Genomic DNA, 23,180 nt, shown 5'->3' with positions numbered 1-23,180 from the left:
TCTAGCGCGGGATCTGTGGCGCAAGGTCGATCAGGTCTTGCAGGATGGGTTTGAGAGTGGCGCGCAACTGCTCTGCCTTGGCCGGGTCGAGCGCGAAATCCGGCTCTTCCAGCGCAAGATGGGTGGATTGGGCAAGCTCCATCTGGATCGCGTGAATGCCGGTTTCGGGCCGGCCGTAGTGGCGCGTCGTCCAGCCGCCCTTGAACCGGCCGTTGGTCACGGTCGTGCGGCCCGAGGCGTCGCAGTGGCGGCGCAGAGCGGCGGTGACAAGGGGATCGCAGGTGGCGCCGCCGTTGTCGCCGATATTGAAATCCGGCAGCGTACCCTCGAAAAGCCAGGGGATCACCGAGCGGATAGAGTGACAATCATACAGGATCGCCACGCCGTGAAGGGCACGCACGCGCGCCAGTTCTGCCTGCAGCGCGGCATGGTAGGGGGCGTGCCATCTGGCCAGCCGCGCGGCAATGGCGGCGGCGTCGGGCGGGCTGTTCCAGATGGGGGCGTTGTCGAAGGTGGTTATGGGCACCAGCCCGGTGGTGGTCTGGCCGGGATAGAGGCTGGCCCCGCCGGGATCGCGGTTGGCGTCGATCACATAGCGGTGGAAATTGGCCGCCACCGCCGTCACCCCGGGCACCAGATCGCGGTAGAGCGCATCCACATGCCAATCCGTGTCGCGCAGGGTCAGCCCTTCGGCGTTCATCTCGGCACGGATGGCGTCCGGCACCCAGGTTCCGGTGTGGGGGAAGCCCAGCACCAGGGGGCTGTCGCCGCGCGTTACGGTCACGGGATGCATCAGAAGACCCCCGGCAGGTCGAGGCCCGCGCTATCGGCCAGCGCGCCGCTTTGCACGAGTTGCGCGGCGGCTTCCAGATCCGGGGCCATGAAACGGTCATCGCCCAGTTCCGCGACCCCGCCCCGCAGCGTCGCGATGGCCGCGCTCAGCGCGGGCGAGGTGCTGAGAGGGCCGCGCAGCGCGATCCCCTGCGCGCCCGTGATCGCCTCGATGCCGATGATATGAAAAAGGTTTCCGGTCATCTGCAACAGCCGCCGCGCCCCGTGGCAGGCCATGGAAACGTGATCTTCCTGATTGGCCGAGGTCGGGGTGCTGTCGACGCTGGCGGGATGGGCGAGCTGTTTGTTCTCGCTCATGAGCGCGGCCGAAGTTACCTCGGCGATCATGAGCCCGGAATTCAGCCCCGGCTTGGGCGACAGGAAGCCGGGCAGGCCATAGCTCAGCGCCGGGTCCACCAGCATGGCGATCCGCCGCTGGGCGATGGCGCCGATCTCGGCCACGGCAAGCGCGATCTGGTCGGCGGCGAAGGCCACCGGTTCGGCATGGAAATTCCCGCCCGACACGACGGCGCCGTCGGACAGGACCAGCGGGTTGTCCGTGGCGGCATTGGCTTCGATTTGCAGGGTCCGGGCGCATTGCCTGAGCAGATCCAGGCAGGCGCCGGTCACCTGGGGGTGACAGCGCAGGCAGTAGGGATCCTGCACGCGTTCGTCATCGTCGCGGTGGGCTTCGCGGATGTCGGAGCCGTTCAGCAGCGCGCGCAGGGCCGCGGCCACCTCGATCTGGCCGGCATGGCCGCGCAGGCTATGTATTTCCGCACGGAAGGGCGCGGTCGATCCCATGGCCGCGTCGGTGGAAAGCGCCCCGGTCACGATGGCGGCCTGCACGGCGCGGGTGGCCCGGAAAAGCCCGGCCAGTGCCAGCGCGGTAGAGACCTGGGTGCCGTTGATCAGCGCCAGCCCCTCTTTCGCCGACAGCTCGATCGGGGCCAGCCCGGCACGGGCCAGCGCCTCGGCGCCCGGCAGACGATCACCGTTCAGCTGAGCCTCGCCGGCGCCGATCATCACCGCCGCCATATGCGCAAGAGGCGCCAGATCGCCCGAGGCCCCGACCGATCCCTTTTCGGGGATCACCGGCAGCACACCCCTGGCCAGCATTCCTTCCAGCAGGGCCACAAGCTCGGGCCGCACGCCCGATGCGCCCCGGCCCAGCGACATCAGCTTCAGCACCATGATCAGGCGCACGATCTCGGGGGGCAGCGGTTCGCCCACGCCGCAGCAATGGCTGAGGATCAGGTTCCGCTGCAGCGTGGCAACGTCTTTGGCGGCGATCCGGATCGAGGCGAGCTTGCCGAAGCCGGTATTCACGCCATAGACGGGTGCATCGCCGGCGGCCACTTCGGCGATACGGGCGGCGGCGCGTTCGATCCCAGGACGGGCATCCCCCGACAGGGTTACCTCGCATTGCTCCCAATAGATGCGGGCAAGGGTGTCGAGCGTCACCGTGCCGGGTGTGAGCGTTTCAGTCATGTGTGACGGTCCCTTGGAAAACACGCGAATGCATGGGGTTCAGCCCGAGCCGGCCCACCAGTTGCGCCGCCGTCTCGGCGTTCCAGACGGTGAAATCGGCGGACATGCCCGGCGCCATGCGCCCGGTTTCCCCGGCAAGGCCAAGCGCGCGGGCGGCGTGGCGCGTGACGCCGTCCAGACATTCGGCCACGGTCATGCCGAAAAGAACGGCCCCCATGTTCATCGTTAGAAGAAGCGAGCTGACGGGCGAGGTGCCGGGGTTGCAATCGGTGGCCAGCGCGATCGGCACACCGGCCTTTCGCAGCGCGTCCAGCGGCGGCTTGCGGGTTTCGCGCAGCATGTAGAACGCGCCGGGCAGAAGAACGGCGACAGTGCCGGAAGCGCGGATCGCCGCCACATCTTCGGCGGTGGCATATTCGAAATGTTCGACCGACAGTGCATTGAAGCGGGCCGCCAGCAGGGTTCCGCCAGAGCGGGTGAGCTGTTCGGTATGCAGCTTGACCGGCAGGCCCAGAGCGGCGGCACGGGCGAAGAGCGGCTCTATTTCGGCGGCGGAAAACGCGATGCCTTCGCAGAACGCATCGACCGCGTCCACCAGCCCCTCGGCATGGGCCCGCTCGAGCCCGGCGATGGCCACGTCCTGAATATATCCGGTTTTTCCGCCCGGATAATCTGGCGGCATCGCATGAGCGGCGAGCCAGGTCGTGCGGATCCGCACCGGGCGCAGTTCGGCGAGCTTTCTGGCGGCGCGGAGCATGTTCAGCTCGGTTTCGATTTCCAGCCCGTAGCCGGATTTGATCTCGACGGTGGACACGCCCTCGCCGAGAAGCGCGTCGAGCCGGGGCAGCGAGGCGGCGATCAGCCCGTCCACATCAAGCGCACGAGTCGCTCGCATGGAAGACACGATCCCGCCACCCGCGCGGGCGATGTCCTGATAGCTGGCACCTTCGAGCCGCATCTCGAATTCCTGCGTCCGGTCGCCGCCGTGCACCAGATGCGTGTGGCAATCTATGAACGCGGGGGTCACAAGCCGGCCTTCACAATCGATTGTCCCGGCGCCGTCCCGCGGCAGAGCCGGGGCGATGGCGGCGATGCGCCCGTCTTCGACAAGGATATCTTGCAGCGGCCCGGTGCTGCCGGCCGCCTCGCCCAGCCGGGCGTTGATCCAGAGCAGTTTCTGCGGCAACTCGCTCTCCCCATCCGTCTTGGATATTGCGTCTCCGACAAATAAGTATATACATAAAAACAGGCCCTTTGGAAGTGGAATTTTCACCCCGGCAAGGTCCACCATGTCGATGTGAGCGAAGGAGCGCATGATGATCTTTGCCAAGCAGGCCCTGCTGCCCGGCGGATGGCAGGCGAATATTCGCCTGACGTTGGACGGCGGGCATGTTCTGAGTGTTGAGACAGGCGCAGCGCCATTCCACGGCGATGTGACGGTCGATTGTCTTGTGCCGGGCATGCCCAATGCCCACAGCCACGCGTTCCAGCGCGGGTTTTCAGGTATGACAGAGCGGCGCGGCGCCGGGCGCGACAGTTTCTGGACCTGGCGCGAGATGATGTACCGCTTCGCCCTGTCGGTGCAGCCGGAGGATGTGCAGGCGTTGGCCGAGATGGCGTATGTGGAGATGCTGGAGGCGGGGTATACCCGGGTGGGCGAGTTTCACTATCTGCATCACGATACCGACGGTTCCTTCTATGACAATCCCGCGGAACTCTCGGCGCGCATCTTCGCGGCGGCCCATGAGACCGGGATCGCCCTGACCCATTTGCCGGTTTTCTACGCGCACGGCGGCTTCGGCCCGGTTCAGGCCGATGACGGCCAGCGGCGGTTTCTGCACGGGCTGGACACGTTCGGCGAACTGGTCGAGGCCTGTGACGCGATGGTGACCCGGCCGCAGGATCGCGTGGGCTATGCGCCGCATTCCCTGCGCGCGGCCAGCCAAGAAGAGTTGGCCCGCCTTGCGCAAGCGTTCCACGGGCGAAAGACCCATATCCATATCGCGGAGCAGATGAAGGAGGTCGAGGATTGCCTGGCCTTTCATGGTCAGCGCCCCGTGGCCTGGGCGATGGACAATCTGCCGGTGGATGCGAACTGGTGCCTGATCCACGCGACCCATCTGACTGATGAGGAAAGGCGCGCGATTGCGTCTTCCGGCGCGGTGGCAGGGCTGTGCCCGGTGACCGAGGCCAATCTCGGCGACGGGATGTTTCCCGCGATTTCATATCTGGCCGAGGGCGGCCGGATCGCGATCGGAACGGATTCAAATATCCGGATCGATGTGGCCGAAGAGTTGCGCACGCTCGAATACGGCCAGCGGCTTTTCCATCGCGCACGAAACATGCTGGCCGGAGAGGGCGGTTCCACCGGGCGGCGGTTGTTCGAGGCCAGCCTGACCGGGGGCGCGCAGGCCCTCGACGCGCCGCCGCCCGTGATCGCGCCCGGGATGCCTGCGGATCTCGTGGCGCTTTGCGATCCGCTGACGCTCGTCGCCGAAGGGGATCAGATGCTCGACCGCTGGATCTTTGGCCGGGACATGGCCGTTTCCGATGTCTGGGCGGGGGGGCGCCATGTGGTCACGGACGGGCGACATGTGTGCCGTGATCGCATTCAGATGCGCTTCGCCGAGGCGCTCGGGCGGGTTCTGGCCTGAACCTATAGGCTTTGGGCCAGCGCCTCCAGAAACTGATCGTTCTCGCGCGGCAACCCCACGGACACGCGAATGAAGGTCTCATAGCCGGCCTGTTTCCACGGTTTCACGATCACGCCATGGTCGATCAGCCGGTCGGCGACCTCGACCGAAGCCTTGCCAGTGTCGACAAACAGGAAATTGCCCTTCGATGGCAGAACCTCCAGCCCGCGCCCGATCAGCGCGCCGGTCATCCGGGCACGCTCTTCAAGGGTACGTACGACAGCGGCGCGCATGGCTTCGGGGTGGCGGATGACGGCAAGCGCTGCGGCCTGGGCAACGGCGTTGACGTTGAAAGGCGTGCGGACAAGGTTCATGCCCCGGATCAGATCGTCGCAATTCGACAGACCATAGCCGATCCGCAGCCCGGCAAGCCCCCAGGCCTTGGAGAAGGTCCGCAATATGAGCAGTGGCTTGTCATGATCCTTCAGCAATTCGGTTCCCGGCTGATAGTCAGCGCCCAGAGCGTATTCCACATAGGCTTCATCCAGGCACAGCACACTTTCAGGATGCTGTGCCCGGAGCAGCGCGGCAAGCTCATCGGGGTGCAGCCACAGGCCCGCAGGGTTCATCGGGTTGGCCAGAACTGTCAGGCGAACCGGGCGCGCCACGGCGGCAAGCAAGGCCGCGACGTCGATCTCGCGGCCCTCGGTCAGCCCGACCCGGACGACAGCGGCCCCCATCATCCGCGCGTAATCCTCGTGCAGCGGGAATGAGGGGTAGAGCGTCACGGCCTGATCCCCCGCGCGCAGGGTGGCCCGCGCCAGCACGTTCAGCAGATCCTCCGACCCGCCGCCGAAAATCACTCGCTCTGCTGGAATACCCGCCTGCCGCGCCAGCAGACCGGCCAGCGCGCGGGCCTCCGGGTCGGGATAGAGATGCGCGTTTCTGATTGCCGCGCCCATTGCCGCAAGAGCTTCTGCGGGCAAACCGAAAGGGTTCTCGTTCGAGGCCAGCTTCGCGATCGGCTGCCCGCCGCAGCGGCGCGCAACATCCTCCAGCGCCAGACCGGCATTATAGGGCCCGATACCCGCAAGCTCGGGGCGCAGCGCGAATTTCGGTGCGGGCATGGGGATCTCCGTTGGCTCGTTCTGGCGTCGAGGGCATCACTTATGTATAGACAAGTCAAGATCGAGGTGGGGGAGGCGTCGCCCGCCGGCACTCAGGCCCCGGATCTGACTGCCTCGGCCATCACGCACAGCAGCTCGAACATCACCGATACGCCCGCCAGCGCGGTCAGCCCGCCCAGATCGAAGGGGGGCGAAACCTCGACCATGTCGGCGCCGATGATGTTCACGCCCGAGAGCGCCCGGACCACTTCGAGGGCCTGACAGGTGTTCGGGCCGCCCACTTCGGGGGTGCCTGTCCCCGGCGCAAAGGCCGGATCGATGAAGTCGATGTCATAGCTCACATAGCTCGGGCCGGTGCCCAGAATCTCGCGCGCCTCGGCCATCACATCGGGCACGCCCCGCGCGAAGAATTCGCCGATCTCGATGATGCGGATGCCCACTGCCTTGGCGAAATCGCGGTCTTCGGTGTCGTACATGGTGCCGCGAATGCCGATCTGGACCATCTTCTTCGGGTCCAGAAGCTCCTCCTCCACCGCCCGGCGGAAAGGGGTGCCATGGGTATACCTCTGCCCGTCGAAATAGCTGTCGAACAGATCCGTATGGCTGTCGAACTGGATGAAGCCGAGCGGCTCTCCGGCCACGGCCCGCAGGATGGGCAAGGAGCTGAGGTGATCGCCCCCGGCGGTCAGGGGGCGGATCCCGGCCTTGACCACCTGCCCGTAGAATTCGGTGATCCTGGCCATGCTGTTTTCAAGGCTGGCCGGGTTGGGCGGCACGTCGCCCAGATCGGCGCAATTGACCATCTCGAAGGGCCGCAACCGCGTACTGCCGTTCTGCGCACGCATCATGGTGGAGGCGTCGCGCAGCGCTCTGGGCCCGTGGCGGGTGCCCGGGCGGTTGGTGGTGCCGCCATCCCACGGCACGCCGATCAGTCCGATCTGAACAGCGTTCAGGCGCGGATCGTCGAGCGGCACAAGGGGCAGGCGCATGAAGGTCGGAATTCCGGCATAGCGGGGCAGGTCGAAGCCGGAGACGGGCGTGAAATCGGACATTGGTGTGTTCCTTTTTTCGGAGTGTGCTCGGGGCTGCCGGGCAGCCGTTTGTGTTTCGTCATATTGGGCGTTCAGGCTGGGCTGTTGGCATCACGGTTCATCCCGGGCTTTTGCGCAAAGCCGCGGCCTGCTGACGGCCCCGCGCCAGGAGCCAGTCGCGAAGCGCCGCGCCGCCGGGCTTTTCCAACGCCGCGCGAGACCAGCAGAGGCTGTAGGGCACGCTCAGCGGCAGGCAACGCTCAAAGGGCACGACAAGCTGGCCGCTTTCCAGTTCGCGGGCCATCATGGCGACCTGGCCCAGCACCACCCCCTGACCGGCCACGGCGGCGTCGATGGCGGTGGCGGTCAGGGCAAAGCAGAGCACGGCGGGTGATGCCGGGGTGCCCCCCACGCCGTGGTGCGCCGCCCACCGCTCCCAGCTTGGCGGATCGAAGCGGTCATAGCGGGCGCTCCACCGAATCTGCAAGCGGGGCAGGCGCAGCAGATCTGAGGGGTCTTGCAACGGCATCCCCTGCACCAGATGCGGCGCACAGGCAGGCACCACCTGATCGGTGAAAAGCTCCGCGCCTGCGTGGCCGGCGGCAGGCGGCCCCAGGAGCATTGCAAAATCCACGCCGTCCCGGTCGAAATCCGGCGTGTCTTCGCTGCTGATCAGCCGAAGGGGCCAATCGGTATTTTCATCGCCCCAGGCATACAGGCTGCGGCCCAGCCATTTCGCGGTAAGGGTGGGCAACCCGCTGACGGTCAGCGTCTCGCTGTCCCGCGCCCGGGTCAAGGCATCATCGGCGCCGGAAAGCCGGGCGAAGCCCGCCGCCAGTTCGGTGTGATAGAGCCTGCCCCAGCGGGTCAGCACCAGCCCGCGCCCGCGCCGCTCCAGCAGGGTGACGCCCAGATGGGTTTCGAGCCGCCGCACCTGCTGGCTGACAGCACCGGGCGATACGCCCAGCTCTGCCGCCGCCGCCTGCATCGAGCCGCGCCGCCCGACCGCCTCGAAGCATTCCATCGCGCGCAGGTAAGCGGGCCCCGCCATCGCGCCCTAGCCGTGGGCCGGGGTGAACCGGGCCTGCATCTTGTGCTGCGCGCCGGGATAGGAAAAGCTTGCCATGGTCACCGCCTCGCCGTTCTTCCATGTCCGCCGTGTCATGGTCAGGCAGGCGGCGCCGGGGCTGATCTTCAGCAGATCCGCCAGGGCCGCATCGGCATTCACCGCAGCGATCTCGTTGACGGCCTCGCTCCACGGCACATGCTCCAGAAGCCAGACGCCGGGCGCGGTATCGGTAAAGGTCTCTGCTTTGGCCTCGGGCACCGCATCCAGAAATATCATCCGGGCTTCGAGGCAGAACGGCATGTTGTCACTGAAATGCAGGCAGGTGACATGCAGGGCCGGCGCTTCCTCCGAAAGCGCCTCTCCGGGCCAGATCCTGCCCGCGCTGCCGTATCGCCGGCTCAGGATCTGATGCCGGTACCAGCCGCCGCGCGACAGGACCTCTTCCTTCACGTCATGGATTTCCAGCACCGCATTGAGCGACTTTTGCGGCAGCACCACCGAGCCGACGCGCCGCCGCCTGAGGATCAGCCCCGCCGCGGCGAGCTGGGTCATGACCTTGTTCACCGTCATCCGGGAGCAGCCATAGATCTCGCTCAGATCCAGCTCCGACGGGATCTTGTAGCCGGGCGGCCAATCGCCGGAGAGGATTCGCCTTTCCAGATCATGCCGGATCGTCTCGTGCAGGGATTTGGGTGCGGATCTCGGGCCGTCGTCTTCCATGGGTTATTTCAGCATCGATGCGCCGCGGTCCAGGTAGGTATCCAGAAACTGTTCCAGCCGCGGATGCCGCGGGGCGGCAAACACCTTTTCAGGCGTATCATGGAACAGCAACTTGCCCTGATCGAGAAAGCAGACAGTGTTGCCCACAGACGCGGCAAAGCCGATCTCATGGGTCACAGCCACCATTGTCATGCCCTCATCGGCCAAGGCGCGCATCACGTTCAGCACCTCGCCGGTGAGTTCGGGATCCAGCGCCGAGGTCGGCTCGTCAAACAGCATGATCGTCGGGTCCAGGGCCAGCGCCCGCGCGATCGCCACCCGTTGTTGCTGACCACCCGAAAGCTGGGAAGGATAGTGCCCCGCGCGATCTTCCAGCCCGACCTTCGTGAGCTGGGCCATGGCGCGCTCTTCGGCCTCTTTCCGAGGCATCTTTCGCACCCGGCGCAAGGCGGCCGAGACATTGCCGAGGGCCGTCATATGCGGCCACAGGTTGAACTGCTGGAACACCATGCCGACCTTGGAGCGGGTGGCGCGCAGCTCGGACGGGCTTTGCGCGCGGCGTTTTCCGTCTTTTTCGATGAACCCCAGCGGCTCCCCTTCGATCAGGATGCTGCCGCTGGTGGTCTCTTCCAGAAAGGCCATGCAGCGCAGGAGCGTGGACTTGCCCGAACCGGACGGGCCGATCAGGCAGGTGACCTCTCCGCGCGGGATTTCCAGATTGATGTCCCGCAAGACCAGCGTCTCGCCATAGCGTTTGGAGACGTTCTGCACGGAAATGGCGGGTGTGGTCATATCAGCTACTCAGTTTGGACAGGCGGCGTTCGGCGATCCGGCCAAGGAAATTGGACAGCTCGACCAGCCCCCAATAGACAAGGGCCAGCACCACGATGGCTTCGACAAAGGCATATTGCTGAGAGCCGATCGCCTGCACCGTCATGGTCATTTCGGGAACGGTGATCAGCGATAGCAGCGCGGTTTCCTTCAACAGGATCACCGCCATGTTGTTGGCGGGCGGCAACACCAGAAGCGCCATTTCCGGCAATTGAACGTAAAGGATGGTCTGCAACCGGGTGAACCCCACGCAATCGGCGGCCTCGGCATGGCCGGTGGGCACGGAATTGTAGCCGGCGCGGAAGATCTCGGCGTAATAGGCTGCGCCGTAGATGCTGAGCCCCAACAGCCCGGCCGGTATCGGATCAAGCCGGATGCCGATGTAGGGCCCCCCGAAATAGAGCAGGAAGATCTGCACCAGAAACGGCGTGCCCCGCAGGATCTCGACCGGGACAGAAAGCAGCTTGTCCATCAGTCGCCCGCCATAGCGGCGCAGGGTGGCGACGAGAAACCCGATGGCGGCGGCCAGTATCGTGCCCACGATCCAGATCAGGATCGTGACGCCCAGCCCGGCGATGATTTGCGGGCCCTTGGCGAGAATGACGGCGAAATCGAAATTCATGGGCGGCCTCGAAACCGAAGGGGGGCGGGCCCGTTCATTTGGCGGGCAATCCCGGAAGCGCGACTTCGGCCCGGCGCCCGATCGCGGCGACCACGAGGTTGATCGCCAGATAGATCAGCCCGGCGGACGCAAAGATCGGCAGCGGCATATAGGTGGAGGCGGCAAGGTTCTGGGCCATCTTGGTCAGCTCGATCAGGCCGACCACCGAAACCAGCGACGAGGCCTTCAGGATCAGGATCGCCTCATTGACCAGCGCCGGAAAGGTCATGCGCAAGGCGATGGGCGTGCGGATATGAAGGAAGGTCTGGGTCGGGGAAAACCCCGCCATTTCGGCGCTTTCGATCAGGCCGGGGGGCACACCTTCGAAACCGCCGCGCAGGTTCTCCGCCTGATAGGCGGCGGTGCACAGTGACAGGCCGATCAGCGCCGTTGCCAGGCTTGACAGGCTCAGCCCCAGCGCGGGAAGCAGATTGAAGATCAGCAGAAGCTGCACCAGAAGCGGCACGCCGCGGAAGAACGAGATGAACACCCGCGCGAAGTTGATCAGCACCAGATTGCCCGACATCCGCATGGCCGACAGCAGGATGGCGAAACCCAGCCCCAAAAGGATCGAGATGCTGCTGACGAAGATCGTCATCACAGATGCCTTGAGAAGCAATTCAAAGAGTTGCCAGGTCATGGTCTCGTTTCGGCTGAAAGGGGGGGGCGGAAAGGGCGGCGCGACCGGGACAGGGAGGGGACACGCTCCCACCCCCGGCCGCACCTTATCTGAACGTCAGGTCAGATATTCGGCTCGGTCACGTAGTCGGGCATGTCGAAGACGGTGCCGAACCATTTTTCCTGCAATGTCCCCATGCGGCCGTCGGCCTTCATGGCCAGCAGGATTTCGTCGATCTTGTCCATCAGCGTGGCGTATTCCGGCTCGATCCGGCCGGGGTAGCCGAAATAGGTGGGCGTGCCGAATGCGGGCTTGACCACTTTGAAGACTTCCGGGCGCTGGCTGGCCACGAAGGCGATGTTGGGCAGGGAATTCGCAACGGCTTCGATCCGGCCGGCGGCAAGGTCCGCGTAGGATTCGTTGAAGGAGACGTATTCCTTGATGTCCGACGGAGGGGTCGGCAGGGTTTCGGCAAAGGCCTGAAGCTGGGCGAGCTGAGCGGTGCCGGTGCCCGACCCGACCGGCTTGCCGCCGATGTCCTCGGGCTTTTCGATCTCGCATTTGGCGCAGGCCAGAATGGCAACCGTGGCCTCGGCGATGGGCGAGGAGAAGCGATAGCGTTCCATCCGCGCCTGGGTGATGGTGGCGGGGCCGGCGACCACGTCAAAACGACCGGCCTCGAGACCGGGCAGCACGCCGGTCCAGTCCAGAGTGATCCATTCCAGTTCGACGCCCATATCCTTGGCGATCTCTTCGAAAACCTCGACGTTGAGGCCGGTATGGGTGCCTGCGTCAATGAAATCGAACGGGGCAAAGGCGGTCTCTGTGCCGACCTTCAGCACGCCGGCGGCCATGACCCGGTCCAGCGCGTCTTCGGCCTGGGCGATCATGGTGGAACCAAGGGTCAGAGCGGCACCGGCAAGGGCCGCAAGAAAGTGTTTGCGCATGAGCATGCTCCCTGTGCGCCCCGAGCGGGGCAAAAGCTGTTTGTGGTCTGTCATCGGGCCGCTCTTCGGCGGGCCTGGCTATATGTGTATACAAATGAGCCGAGTCTCAAAGCCCCGACGCTTGCGGGATGGGATTCGCGGGTGACTGATCGGAAGTTCACCATATTCCAGGGTGTATGCACAAAATTTACGTGATTTAGGGCTGGCGTGCGGATTTGGGAAAGCGGCGCTGCAGTGGTGGCGGCAATCATAGCACAGGCTGCGCGACTCACGCGGCGCCTTCACGAGCTTGGGACCAGGATCGGCGAGGAATGATAGAAACACCCTGAGCGTGATTGGCGACGTCAGACGGGCACGCCGCGCCGCCGTTGTCGTCACGTCGCCTTCAGATGTCCGGGGGTGCCCGCGAATTCGATCAGTTTAAGGCGAAGCTAGCCCCGGTCTGGCTGCCGTGGCCGGATTGCCGTGCCCCAACGCGCGCAGGAGCACTGCCTCCGGGGTGGCCGCTTCGCCCGTCGCGCGCCAGGCGACGTGCAGATCGGGCCGCACCAGAACCAACGGGCTTTCATAACACTCCGGAACATCGGCGCCGTCGGCGGTGACAATTTTCAACGGCACGCCGAGCCGTTTCGCGACGCTCGTAAAGTCTCCAGGATCGGCGCCCCCGAAAACCAGAAGCGTGAACCACGGTCCGAGCATATCGTAGATTGCCGTGCCATCAGGCAGAAAGAGGCTTGGCAGTCGCGCGCCCGGCCGCGTGGTAGGCACATAGCGCGCAGGGTCCCAGTCTGGGGCGGGGCTTTTCTCGGGCCAGATCGCGGGAGAACCAGCATAGGTAAAGCCATGCTCGATTCCCCAGGCCTCGTTTTCAAGATTTCCGATTTCGGCGATCCTGGCTGTAGCGCGGCTACGTTGGGCGGCTCCGGCCTCGGTGTCTTCGAAGATATCTGGCGTATAGAGCGCGGAAATATCCTGGCGCACTTGATTGTTCTGGCCCGCCGCGTCGCAATTGCGCAGCCCGACGGGCCGTCGCTCCAGGCTGTAGCTGTTCAGAAGGGCAGGGGATGCAATCCCGTCGATCACCGCGGCCAGTTTCCATCCCAGATTGGAAGCGTCGCCGATCCCGGTATTCATGCCGTATCCGCCCGTCGGAATGTACTGATGCGCCGCATCCCCGGCCAGGAAAACGCGACCACCGCCATAGCTGTCGGCCACCAGAAGATGCGGCGACCATTCGTTCGCCACGAGGATTTCGCAGTCGATGTCACGTCCGACGAATTTGCGGACAAGGGCCTTGGGATCGCTCTTTCCCGGTCCTTCCGCGCCGAAGCGGGAATGCAGTGTCCAGATGTCGCGGTCATTCTGCGCGATCAATGTTCCGTAGGGTGACTGATAGTGCCAAGCGATGCCCCAGCGCTGCAGCAGCTCACGTTCGGGCGAACGGAAATGTGTCATGAACCGCTCCATGATATTCGCCTGACCCTGCAAGCCGATACCAAGGTGGCGACGCACCCTGCTGCCGCCACCATCGCAGCCGACCAGATAGCGGCAGGTGTAGCGGTGCGCGTCGCCGGTCGTGGTATCGGCTACGGTTACTTCGACGTGATCTTCCCGTTCGGAAAAAGCTTCGTAGGCAGTGGAAAATCGCAGATCGACCAACGGCTCGCGTTCCAATGCCGTTCTCAAGACCGGTTCGATTTCTGTTTGAGACACGCGCATGGGCGGTTCGCGCATTTGGCTGCCGTTGTTGCATTCGCGGATACGCACCCGCATTTCTGCCGCGCTCGGATAGGCGAAACGGTAAAGTTCGTGCCCAGTGAACCCCGTGATCCACGAGACATCGAACGGATGCGATTCCGGGACGGCGACCGCGCGCAGCTCTTCCGCGATGCCGAGGTGGCGGAAAATCTCCATGCTGCGAGCATTGGTGATGTCCATCTTGGGGTGGCGGGTCGTTGTTTCGTTACGCTCGACGATCAGCGTACGAATGCCGCGCTTGCCCAGATCGAGGGCCAGGGTCATTCCAACAGGTCCTGCGCCCGAGATTACCACATCGAAATCAAACATCTTTCGAAACCCTCGATGACGTGAAGTAAAATAATACGCCCCAGTCGCATTCTAGAATGTCAGAAAAACGCCAAAAAAGTCCGAAGAGTGTTCTCATGTCACGGCTGCTCCTTAAGCTTTGATTTTGCCGGCCGCATCCGGTGCCCGTTCGGGGCCGTTGATGCGTTCTTCAATGTGCAGGATGTGCTGTTTCATCACCGCGCGCGCCTGATCGGGGTCGCCTTTGCGAATGGCGTCAAGAATTGCTTCGTGTTCCTCATGGGCCGACTCCAGCCTGTCCGAGAAAATCGGTCGCGCGGAAGCGGCGACAAAAAAATCGCTCCGGTCGCCGAGGTTTTCCACCACCTCCGCAATGGGCGCGGACCGCGCCGCCTGGCGCATTTCGAAATGCAGCTTCCGGTTCAGCACGCGGTAATTCTGATTGAGCTGAGTTACGGACAGATCGGCGCCGCGCAATTCTCCGATCTGAAAGGAAATCGCGCTGAGTTTGGCGATATCCGCCGCGTCGGAACGTTTTGCTGCAAGCTCTGCGATCAGCGCTTCGCCTTCGGCAAAAAGAAGAAAGAAATCGGTAATCTCGTTAGGCTCGTACTCGCGGATGCGGCAGCCGATTTGCGGCAGGATCACCAGGAACCCTTCGATGGACAAACGTTTCAAGGCATCCATGACGGGTTGACGGCTGACGGATAGCTCCTCGGTGATCCTCTCGACGGGAATGCTCTCGCCGTGATCGAATTTTCCATCAAGAAGCAGTTCCTTGATGTGGGAATACACATGCTCCGCCAGTCCGCCACGGCGGATTGCCATTTGTCGTGTCCGTGTATTCGATTGGTTTTTCATGTTCGAGTGCCGTGGTTCCGTCGGTAAAATCTGCTCCCTTGTTAAGACGCGGCGGAGCGGGTGTCATCATCCGCGATGAAGTTGACTAGGGTGCCGATCCCCGAAATTTCAACCTCAACCTGATCTCCCGGCGCCATCCAGACCTTCGGGTCTCGGAAGGCCCCGACGCCGCCGGTCGTCCCGGTAACGATCACGTCGCCGGGGGCCAATGGTGTGAACGTGGAGCAATAGGAGATCAGCTCGCGCACTCCGAACACCAGGTCGGAGATGGGCGCCTCTTGCATGACATCACCATTCAGCCGGGTCGTCAGGTGCAGCGTGGACGGGTCCGGCACCTCGTCGGCTGTGACCAGCCAGGGGCCGAACCCGCCGGTACGAAAGAAGTTCTTGCCGGGAGCGAACTGGCTGGAGTGGCGCTGCCAGTCACGGACGGATCCGTCATTGTAGCAGCTGTAGCCCGCCACTGCATCCAGCGCGTCTTCCGGTGTGACGCGGCGGATCGGCTTGCCGATGACGACGGCCAACTCTCCCTCGAAGTCGAATTGCTCGGATTCCTGCGGGCGGAGCAGCGGCTGCAGATGCCCCTGCTGGGATTCGGCGACGCGCATGAAGATCACCGGTTTCGTCGGAAAATCCCGCCCGGTTTCCGAGATATGGGTGGTGTAGTTGATGCCGATGCAGAAGATTTTTCCGGGATTGGGTATGACGGGCAGAAAGGTGAGGCTGTCGAGCGCATGGCGAGGCGCTTGCGCCAGGGCAGCGGAGATATCCATCGTCAGGCCCGATTTCAGATCCGGCGCGAGATGGCCAAGATCGGCCACCTTGTCGCCCTCGACGGCGCCCCAGCTGTCCTGCCCGTTCCGAGAGAATGAAATCAGTTTCATATATGGTTCCTTGTCATTTTCGTGTTTCCGGCCTTGTCTGCATCAGAACCCGTATGGTCCGCCCAAGGACCGCCCGCCATCTACAGCCAGCAATTGACCGGTGATGAAGCTGGCGCCCGGCGAGGCCAGGAAGACGATGGATGCGGCGATGTCTTCCGGCTCGCCCAACCGTCCAAGCGGTTGATGTTTCAACATTCCGGCAAAGTCCGTGTCCGGGCGCGAGGCCAGCATTTCGGTCTTGATCGCGCCGGGCGATACCGCGTTGACCCGGATCCGGCGGTCCGCCAGTTCCAGCGCCATCGCGCGGGTAAGTCCGACAATAGCGGATTTGGATGCAATGTAGTGGGCATAATTCATCGCACCTTGAATGGACCGCGACGAGATGTTCACGATGGCAGCCCCCTCTGGCATCTGCGGGGCAAGGCGGCGGGTCAGCTCGAACACCGACACGACATTGACCTCGTAGGTTCGGCGAAAATCATCGGCGACGATATCGAAAAACGGTTTAATCCCGAAGATCCCGGCATTGTTTACAAGAACATCCGCCCGCCCCGCCGTCTCGGCCAGCCGATCAAGATCCGCGGGTATGGTCACATCAACCCGGATGGCCGCCGCGCTGCCGCCGCTTGCCTTGATCTCTTTCGCGACGCTTTCACCGGCGGTCGCGTCACGCTCTGCAATGATGACGTGATCTCCCTGCGCCGCAAAGGCCAGCGCCGTCGCTCGCCCGATTCCCGCGCCGCCTCCGGTAATGATTACATTACGTGTCATTGTCCGCCCGCCCTGTCCAGGGTCTGCCACAGCCAAGGACAATCAATCATGGGCGGGGCCTGTTTGCCGTGCGCGGCCGCACTGAGCCGCATCTCCTCAAGCCGTTTGCGCTGCGGTTCCTCCATATAGGTGCGGTCGTGCCCCCAGAAGCTGGGGCCATCGAAGGTCTCATGCGGTTCCCATGTATTCGGATCGATCAGGCGCCCGCCCCATCCGTTCTCCACGAAAAAGCCGGACGGGGAGTGGGCGTAGAAGGAGGTCATGTAATCATTGGTGTGCCGCCCGAGCGTATAGGCGATGCGGCCCTCTTCCAGCAGGGCCAGGTCATATCCCTGCCCGACATCGTCCAGAGCGCCGAATTCCACCATGAAATGATGCAACCCCGAGGCCGCAGCGCCCACCATTGCAAAACTGTGATGCCGTTCATTCAGGTGGAAGAAATAAAGTGGATAGGGGGTGCGTCCGAAATCAGAGACCGCAAAGCCCAGCACGTCCCGGTAGAACGGCACCAGTAAATCGACCGAGGGCGATTTCAGCACCACATGCCCCATCCCCAGGGGGCCGGTCTTGAACCCGGAAATGGGCCGGCCCGGCACGAAAGGGTCGGACGTGGTTTCCGGCCCGAAGAACAGTTCCACATGGTTGCCAGCCGGATCGTCGAAGGCCAGCAGGTCGGTGACGAAACGGCGTGCGCACAGATCCCTGAACGCGCGTGCCACGCGGGTGCCGGCGTTCTCAAGCCGGGCGGCGATGCGATCCAGGGCCTCCGGCGAGGCGGCTTCGAACCCCAGAAAGGCGAGCGTGTCGCCCGGTTCGTCCAGCACAAGCAACCGCTGTTTCCGGTCATCCATGCGAAAGGACGCTTGGCCCGCGCCCCGGTCGACCGACTGCATTCCCAGCAAGCCGGAGGCAAATTGGCCCCAGTCTTCCAGCAGGCCCGACCGGACGCCTATATAGCCCAGTGCGATGATGTCCCCCCGCATGTCAGGCCCCTGTCCAGTCTATATCCAGCGGATGCATCAGGTATGTTTGGGACTGATCAAGGATCGGGCGCCCCAAGCTTCGGGTCTGGTCCTGCCGCCGCGCCGTCAACGCCGGATCGGCATCGACGCGTGACAGCGCCGCCGCATGAGTCTGTGCATCCGGCCAGTGCATCAGGGACACCATCAGCGGCAGGCGCGGCCCGGTCATGGCCAGAAAGACCGCGTTCAATGTGCCGCCGCATCGCGCACGCGCGGCGAGATCATGATGTATGAAATCTTCCTGCATATCGGCGGTGCGCCCGTTGGCGCTCGGCTGGAGGGTCAGTTCGTAGATCCCGCCCGCGCTCAGGTCCATCGGCGCCGCGATCTGCGGCTCGGTGAGGGCGCGCATGAAGCGGATATCGAAATGTTCGACAAGTTCCGAACCGGCATTCGTCCGGTCGCGGGCCTCCTGCCAATCCGGATCCTGCACGAACCCGGCAAAGGCCGCGTCCCGCTCCTCCAGCGACACCCAGCGCATCAGGTAGACGAACGTGGGGATCTGCGGGCCGGAAAACGCGGTCCAGCTGCCGACGATGCGGACGCCGTGCCGGGGAAACAGGACGGATAGATCATTGCGGAACCTGTCGGCCATGTCCTGCGTCCGGCCGACGGCGATCGTGTAAATGCGTAGCTCGTATATATCAGTGCTCATGTCTTGCCCGCCTCCCTTCGGTCGGTGAATGTCCGGGGGCCGTCACGGCCCCCGGCTCTTTCGGTCCTATTCGGAAAGAACCCATTTCCCGTCACGCACTTCCACGAGGAACGCAGCATCGTCGCCGACACCCCAGGGCCAGGACGGGTCCTTGAAGGTGTAGATCGAATGCGTTCCCGGAACACGATCCAGCGCACGCATGGATGTGACGATGGCCTCGCGGAACTCCTGCGTGCCCGGTTCAGCCTTCTGCAGCGCGAGTTTCAAGGCATCGGTCAGCAACAGGCCCGCGTCATACCCGAAGCCGGAAATCGCATCGGCAGAGTTTTCGCCATATTTGGCGTTGTAGGCCCGGATGAAATCCAGCGTAACAGACTTTCGCGGCTCGTCATCCGGAAGGCTTTCGGGAATGGCGATGGCGCCGATATTGCCGTGCAGGCCTTCCAGAGCATCCCCGCCCAGCGTCAGAAAGTCCGCGTTGAAGACACCGTTGGAGTTGTATATCGGGCCTTCGTAGCCGCGATCGACGATTGCCACATTGCCCAGCACACCCGCAGACCCCGAAACGCCCAGGAAAATGGCGTCCGGATTGGCGGAAATCAGGCGCAATACCTGCCCGGTCACCGAACTGTCGGCGCGCGCGTAACGCTCCTCGGCCACGACCTCATACCCGCCTTCGGCGGCGTGTTCTTTCAGCGCGGCCAGTGTCACATCGCCCCAGGCATCGGAAAAGCCCAGGAAGCCGACCGTCTTGACGCCGCGCTTCTTCATGTCGGTAACCGTCGGAATGATCCATTTCACCGGCGGGGGCGGGACGTTGAAAAGGTAATAATCGCGATCATCCCCCAAGCTGACCGGAGCACCTGGAAACAACGGCACTTTCTTTTCCGTCGCGACCTGTGCCATGGCGATCGCGCTTGGCGTCGCGGTCGGCCCGAGGATCACATCGACGTTCTCTCCATCGATCAGTTTTTGTGTGTTGCGCACGGCGACGGCCGGGTCGGTGGCGTCGTCCAGGACGATGACCGTGACCTTCTCGCCGTCGATCTCGTCCGGCAGCGCCAGTTCGATCGCATTGCGCTGTGGAATGCCCTGCGACGCCGCCGGGCCGGACAGCGAATGCACGACCCCGACCTTGATTTCCGCCAGCACCGGACCAGCCAGCATCACCGCGGCCAATGTGGCTGTAGCCAAAGTGAATTGTCTCACGTTTTTTCCTCCTCCCATAATCGGATTGCCAGAATCCCGACTCCGGCTCCGATTAGATATACTAACATTTTAGGCTCTGTAGATAAATGATTTTGTTTGATTTCCTTTCGTTAGGCTGTTGCTGATGTCGGTTTTTTACCGCCCAGATATGCGTTGATCAGCATCGGATCGGCCAATAGCTCTGCCGATGGCCCCGACCCTGCGATTTCGCCGGTTTCAAGTACGTAGCCATAGTCTGCCGTCTGAAGTGCTGCCCGGGCATTCTGTTCGACCAGCAGGACGCTGACGTCCAATTCACGCAGTCGCGCAATGATCCGGAAAATCTCGCGCACGACAATGGGTGCCAGGCCAAGGCTGGGTTCGTCCAGCATCAAAAGCCGCGGCGCGGACATCAGCGCACGGCCCAGAGCCAGCATCTGTCGTTCTCCGCCCGACAGCGTTCCGGCCGCCTGTCCCATCCGCTCGCGCAAGCGGGGAAACAGATCGTAGACCTGATCGAGGTCACGCCTGATATTCGCGGCGCCGTCACGGCGGGCATAGGCTCCGAGGTCGAGGTTGTCCTGCACACTCATCTGCGTGAACAATTCCCGGGACTCGGGCACCAGAACCATGCCGCTGCGCACACGCGCCTGCACGTCGAGTCGATCAACCGAACGTCCCTGAAACGCCACCGACCCGCTGTAGGGCAGGAGGGCGGCAATGGATTTCAGCAAGGTGGTTTTACCTGCGCCGTTCGGGCCGATGACCGTGATGATCCGGCCGGCCTCCATGGTGAAGCTGACGTTGCGGATCGCACTGATCGCGCCGTAGTTCACGCTGACGTCGTTGATTTCAAGCAATGACATCAGTCAAGTCCTCCGAGATAGGCTTCCTGAACCTTGCTGTTCTGCCGGATCTCGTCGGGCAGCCCCTCGGCCAGATGCTGCCCGAAGTCCAGCACCACGATCCGGTCAACAAGGCCCATGACAAAATCCATGTCGTGTTCCACCAGCAGGATCGTCATTCCCGCCTCGCGCAACCGAGACAGCAACGCCGCCAGTTCCGCCTTTTCACCCGTCCGCAGGCCTGCCGCCGGTTCGTCGAGAAGAAGGATCTCGGGGTCGGCGGCCAGGGCCCGGGCGATTTCAAGCTGGCGCTGCTGGCCCAGCGACAGCGTGCCCGCCTCGACCAGCGCCTGATCGGCAAGCCCGACCGCCTTGAGCGCCAGCAATGCGGTCTTGCGATAGGCCGCTTCCTCGGCACGGTCGAGGCGGAGGATGCCAGCCCAGAACCCGGACGTCAGGCGCCAGTGCGCACCTTGCATCACGTTGTCGAGCAAAGTCATTTGCGGCCGGATCCGGACATGTTGAAAGGTCCGCGCCATGCCCCTGGCGATCATGTTGCGCGCCGGCGTGTGTGTGACGACGGTGCCGTTGAATTGAACTGTTCCGCTGGTCGGCGATTGCAGGCCGCTGATCATGTCAAAGGTGGTGCTTTTGCCCGCCCCGTTCGGCCCGATCAGCGCATGAATGGTTCCGCGGTGTACGTCAAAGCTCAGATCCTTAACCGCCACCAGGCCGCCGAAGCGCTTTTCCAGACCATCAACAGACAGGATCACCGCGTCGTCATTGTGCTCTTTGGCCCGCCCGAAGCGGAGGACTTCGTCATGCTTTATATCGGGCAAAGCCGGAGCGGGGCGGGGTGGCAGCCAGCGCGACAGAAGCGGCGAGAGCCCTTTGGGAGAATATTGCACGAGGACGATGAAAATGGCCCCGAAGACCACGATCTCCAGAGACCCCGCGTCCAGCGCCAGCATCGGCAGCACATCCTGAATCAGATTTCGCCCCACCATGACGGCGCCGGCTCCCACCAGGGCGCCCAGTACGCTGCCGACCCCGCCGAGGACCGACATCAGCAAAATGTTCAATCCATTAGTGAGGTCAAAGGAAGACGGAGAGATAAAATTCTGCGTATGCGCGAAGAGCCAGCCCCCCACACAGGCCAGTTCCCCTGCCAGCACGAACAGCATCATCCGCGTGCGAAAGGCACTGATCCCCAGTGCTTCTGCCAGAAGAGAGCCGCCCCTTAGTGCGGCAATCGCCCGGCCCTGGCGAGAACGCAGCAGGTTGGACGCCGCGAAAAGAAACAGGATCAGAGTAACCCATATCATGTAGAACGCCCGTTCCGGCCGGTCCATCGCCACACCTGCTATGGAAATCGGAGGCAGGCCGCCAATGCCGCTGTGCGCGCCAAGCCCGTCCAGTGTCCCGAAGAGCATGTGGATGGCGACGGCCCACGCAAGCGTCGTGATCGGCAGGTAGTGGCCTCCGAGGTGTAGCGTTACATATCCGATCGCCATCGTTACAACGAACACAAGCGCAAGCGCTGCCGCCAGGCCCAGCCAGGGACTTAAGCCCAATCTGAGCGTCACATAGGCTGACGTATAGGCGCCGAGCCCCATGAAGGCGGCTTGTGCAAAGGAGGTGACGCCGCCGGAACCCGTCAGCAGAACCAGGCCCAGAGTCGCCATCGCGAATATTCCCACCATGTTCAGCAGCAGGATATTGAACGAAGTCAGAAAGAGCGGCAGGGCCAGCAAAACAGCGATGGCCACTCCGGTCACTGCCATATAGCTTGAGGCGCGTGCGTCCATTTTTATGGGCTCCTGATCGGCGATTGTCATGCGGTTTCCTCCTCTTCTTCTTCCGGCTCATGCCGTGCGCCGAGCCACCGAAACAGGACCACGGGGATGATCGACAAAAAGACGATGACTTCCTTGTATTCGCTGGAAAAGAACGAGGCGTAGGATTCAACGAGGCCCACAACAAGAGAGCCGACTGCTGCGACGGGGTAGCTGATGAAACCACCCACGACGGCCCCGACAAAGCCCTTGAGGCCGATCATCAGGCCGGAATCGTAGTAGACGGTAATGTTGCTACTGACCAGAATGCCAACGATGGCAGCGATGATCCCCGCAAGAGCAAAGGCAACACTGCCTGACGCACGCGTCGAAATCCCGACCAGCCGGGCTCCGTCCCGGTTATAGGCCGTCGCGCGCAGCGCCTTGCCTGTCATCGTCTTGCTGAAAAATACTGCCAACGCGGTCGCAAGAATGATCGCGGTGACAACCACCACCACGAGCTGCGCCTGCATCTGAAAGCCGAGCAGATCCCAGGTGCCGCGAAACAGCGGCGCTGTCCGAATGCCCTCGGGTCCGAAGAACAGCAGCGCCAGCCCGGCGATGGCATAGTGCAGCACCACCGCCACGATCAGCAGCGTCAGGGTTGATGCCGTTTCGATCGGCTGAAAGATGATGCGATAGAGCAGTGGCGCGATCGGCACCACAAGCGCAATTGTCAAAACAAGACTGATCCACGCTGGCAAGATCATCCCGCCAACCATCAAAGCCGCCGTGGCGGGCAGGATCGGTAATACCAGCCAGATGACCAATATGCCCGGAATCCGCCGCGCCGTGCCCTGTTTCAGCGCAGAAACCACTTCAAGCACAGTCGCAAGAACGGCCAGGACCATCAATAGATAGACCGTCCCCGGCAGCGCTCCTTTTTGCAGCGCGTGGAGTGTCAGGGCCGAAAAGGCGATCAGATCACCATAAGAGGCAAAAATAATGCGGGTTGTCGTGAACACGAGCACGAAACCGAGCGCCAGCATCGTGTAGACTGCGCCCGTCAAGACGCCATCCTGAAATAGAATGGCCGCAATCTGGAAATCCATAGATCCTCCCTGCGCGCACTCTGTGGCGCGCTTCCCTGATGGATAAGTTATACTAAAATTC

General features: G+C 63.2%; 22 protein-coding genes. 1 reads left to right on the top strand and 21 read right to left on the bottom strand.

What is annotated here, in order from left to right:
- Position 1: 1 nt before the first annotated feature.
- The 3 genes from hutG to hutI are packed head-to-tail and all read right to left on the bottom strand — an operon-like array spanning position 2 to position 3,508.
- Complete coding sequence (gene hutG, locus GGR17_RS13080) at positions 2–793, bottom strand: N-formylglutamate deformylase (RefSeq protein ID WP_054539954.1); 792 nt, start codon at positions 791–793, stop codon at positions 2–4.
- Positions 793–2,322: a histidine ammonia-lyase gene (hutH, locus tag GGR17_RS13075; protein WP_054539953.1), complete on the bottom strand. Its 1,530-nt coding sequence runs from the start codon at positions 2,320–2,322 to the stop codon at positions 793–795. Before hutH ends, hutG begins: the two co-directional genes overlap by 1 nt.
- Positions 2,315–3,508 (bottom strand): imidazolonepropionase, encoded by a 1,194-nt coding sequence (hutI, locus tag GGR17_RS13070; RefSeq protein WP_235974489.1) that lies wholly within the window; start codon positions 3,506–3,508, stop codon positions 2,315–2,317. The genes hutH and hutI overlap by 8 nt, the downstream gene beginning before the upstream one ends.
- 130 nt (positions 3,509–3,638) lie before the next feature.
- On the opposite strand from hutI, the gene GGR17_RS13065 reads away from it, so the two are divergent.
- Positions 3,639–4,976 (top strand): formimidoylglutamate deiminase, encoded by a 1,338-nt coding sequence (locus GGR17_RS13065; RefSeq protein ID WP_328705648.1) that lies wholly within the window; start codon positions 3,639–3,641, stop codon positions 4,974–4,976.
- A 2-nt stretch (positions 4,977–4,978) separates the two neighbouring features.
- Here the strand turns inward: GGR17_RS13065 and hisC are convergent, their stop codons facing one another.
- The 18 genes from hisC to GGR17_RS12975 all read right to left on the bottom strand — a co-directional run bounded on the left by hisC (position 4,979) and on the right by GGR17_RS12975 (position 23,119).
- Complete coding sequence (hisC, locus tag GGR17_RS13060; protein WP_054539951.1) at positions 4,979–6,082, bottom strand: histidinol-phosphate transaminase; 1,104 nt, start codon at positions 6,080–6,082, stop codon at positions 4,979–4,981.
- Between the two features lie 92 nt (positions 6,083–6,174).
- Entirely contained in the window at positions 6,175–7,134 is a 960-nt protein-coding gene (gene speB / locus GGR17_RS13055) for an agmatinase (protein WP_054539950.1), read from the bottom strand.
- A gap of 97 nt (positions 7,135–7,231) precedes the next feature.
- A complete protein-coding gene (locus GGR17_RS13050; RefSeq protein WP_054539949.1) occupies positions 7,232–8,164 on the bottom strand; it encodes a LysR family transcriptional regulator in 933 nt (310 codons plus the stop codon).
- A 6-nt stretch (positions 8,165–8,170) separates the two neighbouring features.
- Positions 8,171–8,902 (bottom strand): UTRA domain-containing protein, encoded by a 732-nt coding sequence (locus tag GGR17_RS13045; RefSeq protein ID WP_054539948.1) that lies wholly within the window; start codon positions 8,900–8,902, stop codon positions 8,171–8,173.
- 3 nt (positions 8,903–8,905) lie between these two features.
- Positions 8,906–9,694 carry an amino acid ABC transporter ATP-binding protein gene (locus GGR17_RS13040; RefSeq protein ID WP_037206338.1) on the bottom strand — a complete coding sequence of 263 codons (789 nt, stop codon included), beginning with the start codon at positions 9,692–9,694 and terminating at the stop codon, positions 8,906–8,908.
- A gap of 1 nt (position 9,695) precedes the next feature.
- Complete coding sequence (locus GGR17_RS13035; RefSeq protein ID WP_054539947.1) at positions 9,696–10,355, bottom strand: amino acid ABC transporter permease; 660 nt, start codon at positions 10,353–10,355, stop codon at positions 9,696–9,698.
- 34 nt (positions 10,356–10,389) lie between these two features.
- Positions 10,390–11,034 carry an amino acid ABC transporter permease gene (locus GGR17_RS13030; RefSeq protein WP_054539946.1) on the bottom strand — a complete coding sequence of 215 codons (645 nt, stop codon included), beginning with the start codon at positions 11,032–11,034 and terminating at the stop codon, positions 10,390–10,392.
- Positions 11,035–11,135: 101 nt separating this feature from the next.
- Entirely contained in the window at positions 11,136–11,960 is an 825-nt protein-coding gene (locus tag GGR17_RS13025; protein WP_054539945.1) for a transporter substrate-binding domain-containing protein, read from the bottom strand.
- A 420-nt stretch (positions 11,961–12,380) separates the two neighbouring features.
- Entirely contained in the window at positions 12,381–14,027 is a 1,647-nt protein-coding gene (locus GGR17_RS13020) for an FAD-dependent monooxygenase (protein WP_054539944.1), read from the bottom strand.
- A 111-nt stretch (positions 14,028–14,138) separates the two neighbouring features.
- Complete coding sequence (locus GGR17_RS13015) at positions 14,139–14,834, bottom strand: GntR family transcriptional regulator (RefSeq protein WP_054539943.1); 696 nt, start codon at positions 14,832–14,834, stop codon at positions 14,139–14,141.
- A gap of 74 nt (positions 14,835–14,908) precedes the next feature.
- Complete coding sequence (locus GGR17_RS13010) at positions 14,909–15,751, bottom strand: fumarylacetoacetate hydrolase family protein (protein WP_054539942.1); 843 nt, start codon at positions 15,749–15,751, stop codon at positions 14,909–14,911.
- Between the two features lie 42 nt (positions 15,752–15,793).
- Positions 15,794–16,522, bottom strand: a complete 729-nt coding sequence (locus tag GGR17_RS13005; protein WP_054539941.1) for an SDR family NAD(P)-dependent oxidoreductase — start codon at positions 16,520–16,522, stop codon at positions 15,794–15,796.
- A complete protein-coding gene (locus GGR17_RS13000) occupies positions 16,519–17,505 on the bottom strand; it encodes a VOC family protein (RefSeq protein WP_054539940.1) in 987 nt (328 codons plus the stop codon). Before GGR17_RS13000 ends, GGR17_RS13005 begins: the two co-directional genes overlap by 4 nt.
- A 1-nt stretch (position 17,506) precedes the next feature.
- On the bottom strand, positions 17,507–18,199 hold the full coding sequence (locus tag GGR17_RS12995) for an NIPSNAP family protein (protein ID WP_054539939.1): 693 nt from the start codon (positions 18,197–18,199) through the stop codon (positions 17,507–17,509).
- Between the two features lie 66 nt (positions 18,200–18,265).
- Positions 18,266–19,408, bottom strand: coding sequence for an ABC transporter substrate-binding protein (locus tag GGR17_RS12990; RefSeq protein WP_162231835.1), 1,143 nt, complete (start codon positions 19,406–19,408; stop codon positions 18,266–18,268).
- A 110-nt stretch (positions 19,409–19,518) separates the two neighbouring features.
- Entirely contained in the window at positions 19,519–20,253 is a 735-nt protein-coding gene (locus GGR17_RS12985) for an ABC transporter ATP-binding protein (RefSeq protein WP_157445618.1), read from the bottom strand.
- Complete coding sequence (locus GGR17_RS12980; protein ID WP_054539936.1) at positions 20,253–22,070, bottom strand: branched-chain amino acid ABC transporter ATP-binding protein/permease; 1,818 nt, start codon at positions 22,068–22,070, stop codon at positions 20,253–20,255. The genes GGR17_RS12985 and GGR17_RS12980 overlap by 1 nt, the downstream gene beginning before the upstream one ends.
- Entirely contained in the window at positions 22,067–23,119 is a 1,053-nt protein-coding gene (locus tag GGR17_RS12975; protein WP_054539935.1) for a branched-chain amino acid ABC transporter permease, read from the bottom strand. Before GGR17_RS12975 ends, GGR17_RS12980 begins: the two co-directional genes overlap by 4 nt.
- Positions 23,120–23,180: the final 61 nt, after the last annotated feature.

Origin of the sequence: Actibacterium naphthalenivorans (assembly GCF_014196965.1) — a bacterium.
GTDB classification, from domain to species: domain Bacteria; phylum Pseudomonadota; class Alphaproteobacteria; order Rhodobacterales; family Rhodobacteraceae; genus Actibacterium_A; species Actibacterium_A naphthalenivorans.
This window is presented reverse-complemented; position numbering and strand designations above follow the sequence as displayed.

What these genes read in the sequence shown, in the direction of transcription:
- hutG (WP_054539954.1), bottom strand. Translation starts at nt 793, where the DNA reads ATGCATCCCGTGACCGTAACGCGCGGCGACAGCCCCCTGGTGCTGGGC.
- hutH (WP_054539953.1), bottom strand. Translation starts at nt 2,322, where the DNA reads ATGACTGAAACGCTCACACCCGGCACGGTGACGCTCGACACCCTTGCC.
- GGR17_RS13065 (WP_328705648.1), top strand. Translation starts at nt 3,639, where the DNA reads ATGATCTTTGCCAAGCAGGCCCTGCTGCCCGGCGGATGGCAGGCGAAT.
- hisC (WP_054539951.1), bottom strand. Translation starts at nt 6,082, where the DNA reads ATGCCCGCACCGAAATTCGCGCTGCGCCCCGAGCTTGCGGGTATCGGG.
- speB (WP_054539950.1), bottom strand. Translation starts at nt 7,134, where the DNA reads ATGTCCGATTTCACGCCCGTCTCCGGCTTCGACCTGCCCCGCTATGCC.
- GGR17_RS13050 (WP_054539949.1), bottom strand. Translation starts at nt 8,164, where the DNA reads ATGGCGGGGCCCGCTTACCTGCGCGCGATGGAATGCTTCGAGGCGGTC.
- GGR17_RS13045 (WP_054539948.1), bottom strand. Translation starts at nt 8,902, where the DNA reads ATGGAAGACGACGGCCCGAGATCCGCACCCAAATCCCTGCACGAGACG.
- GGR17_RS13040 (WP_037206338.1), bottom strand. Translation starts at nt 9,694, where the DNA reads ATGACCACACCCGCCATTTCCGTGCAGAACGTCTCCAAACGCTATGGC.
- GGR17_RS13035 (WP_054539947.1), bottom strand. Translation starts at nt 10,355, where the DNA reads ATGAATTTCGATTTCGCCGTCATTCTCGCCAAGGGCCCGCAAATCATC.
- GGR17_RS13030 (WP_054539946.1), bottom strand. Translation starts at nt 11,034, where the DNA reads ATGACCTGGCAACTCTTTGAATTGCTTCTCAAGGCATCTGTGATGACG.
- GGR17_RS13025 (WP_054539945.1), bottom strand. Translation starts at nt 11,960, where the DNA reads ATGCGCAAACACTTTCTTGCGGCCCTTGCCGGTGCCGCTCTGACCCTT.
- GGR17_RS13020 (WP_054539944.1), bottom strand. Translation starts at nt 14,027, where the DNA reads ATGTTTGATTTCGATGTGGTAATCTCGGGCGCAGGACCTGTTGGAATG.
- GGR17_RS13015 (WP_054539943.1), bottom strand. Translation starts at nt 14,834, where the DNA reads ATGGCAATCCGCCGTGGCGGACTGGCGGAGCATGTGTATTCCCACATC.
- GGR17_RS13010 (WP_054539942.1), bottom strand. Translation starts at nt 15,751, where the DNA reads ATGAAACTGATTTCATTCTCTCGGAACGGGCAGGACAGCTGGGGCGCC.
- GGR17_RS13005 (WP_054539941.1), bottom strand. Translation starts at nt 16,522, where the DNA reads ATGACACGTAATGTAATCATTACCGGAGGCGGCGCGGGAATCGGGCGA.
- GGR17_RS13000 (WP_054539940.1), bottom strand. Translation starts at nt 17,505, where the DNA reads ATGCGGGGGGACATCATCGCACTGGGCTATATAGGCGTCCGGTCGGGC.
- GGR17_RS12995 (WP_054539939.1), bottom strand. Translation starts at nt 18,199, where the DNA reads ATGAGCACTGATATATACGAGCTACGCATTTACACGATCGCCGTCGGC.
- GGR17_RS12985 (WP_157445618.1), bottom strand. Translation starts at nt 20,253, where the DNA reads ATGTCATTGCTTGAAATCAACGACGTCAGCGTGAACTACGGCGCGATC.
- GGR17_RS12980 (WP_054539936.1), bottom strand. Translation starts at nt 22,070, where the DNA reads ATGACAATCGCCGATCAGGAGCCCATAAAAATGGACGCACGCGCCTCA.
- GGR17_RS12975 (WP_054539935.1), bottom strand. Translation starts at nt 23,119, where the DNA reads ATGGATTTCCAGATTGCGGCCATTCTATTTCAGGATGGCGTCTTGACG.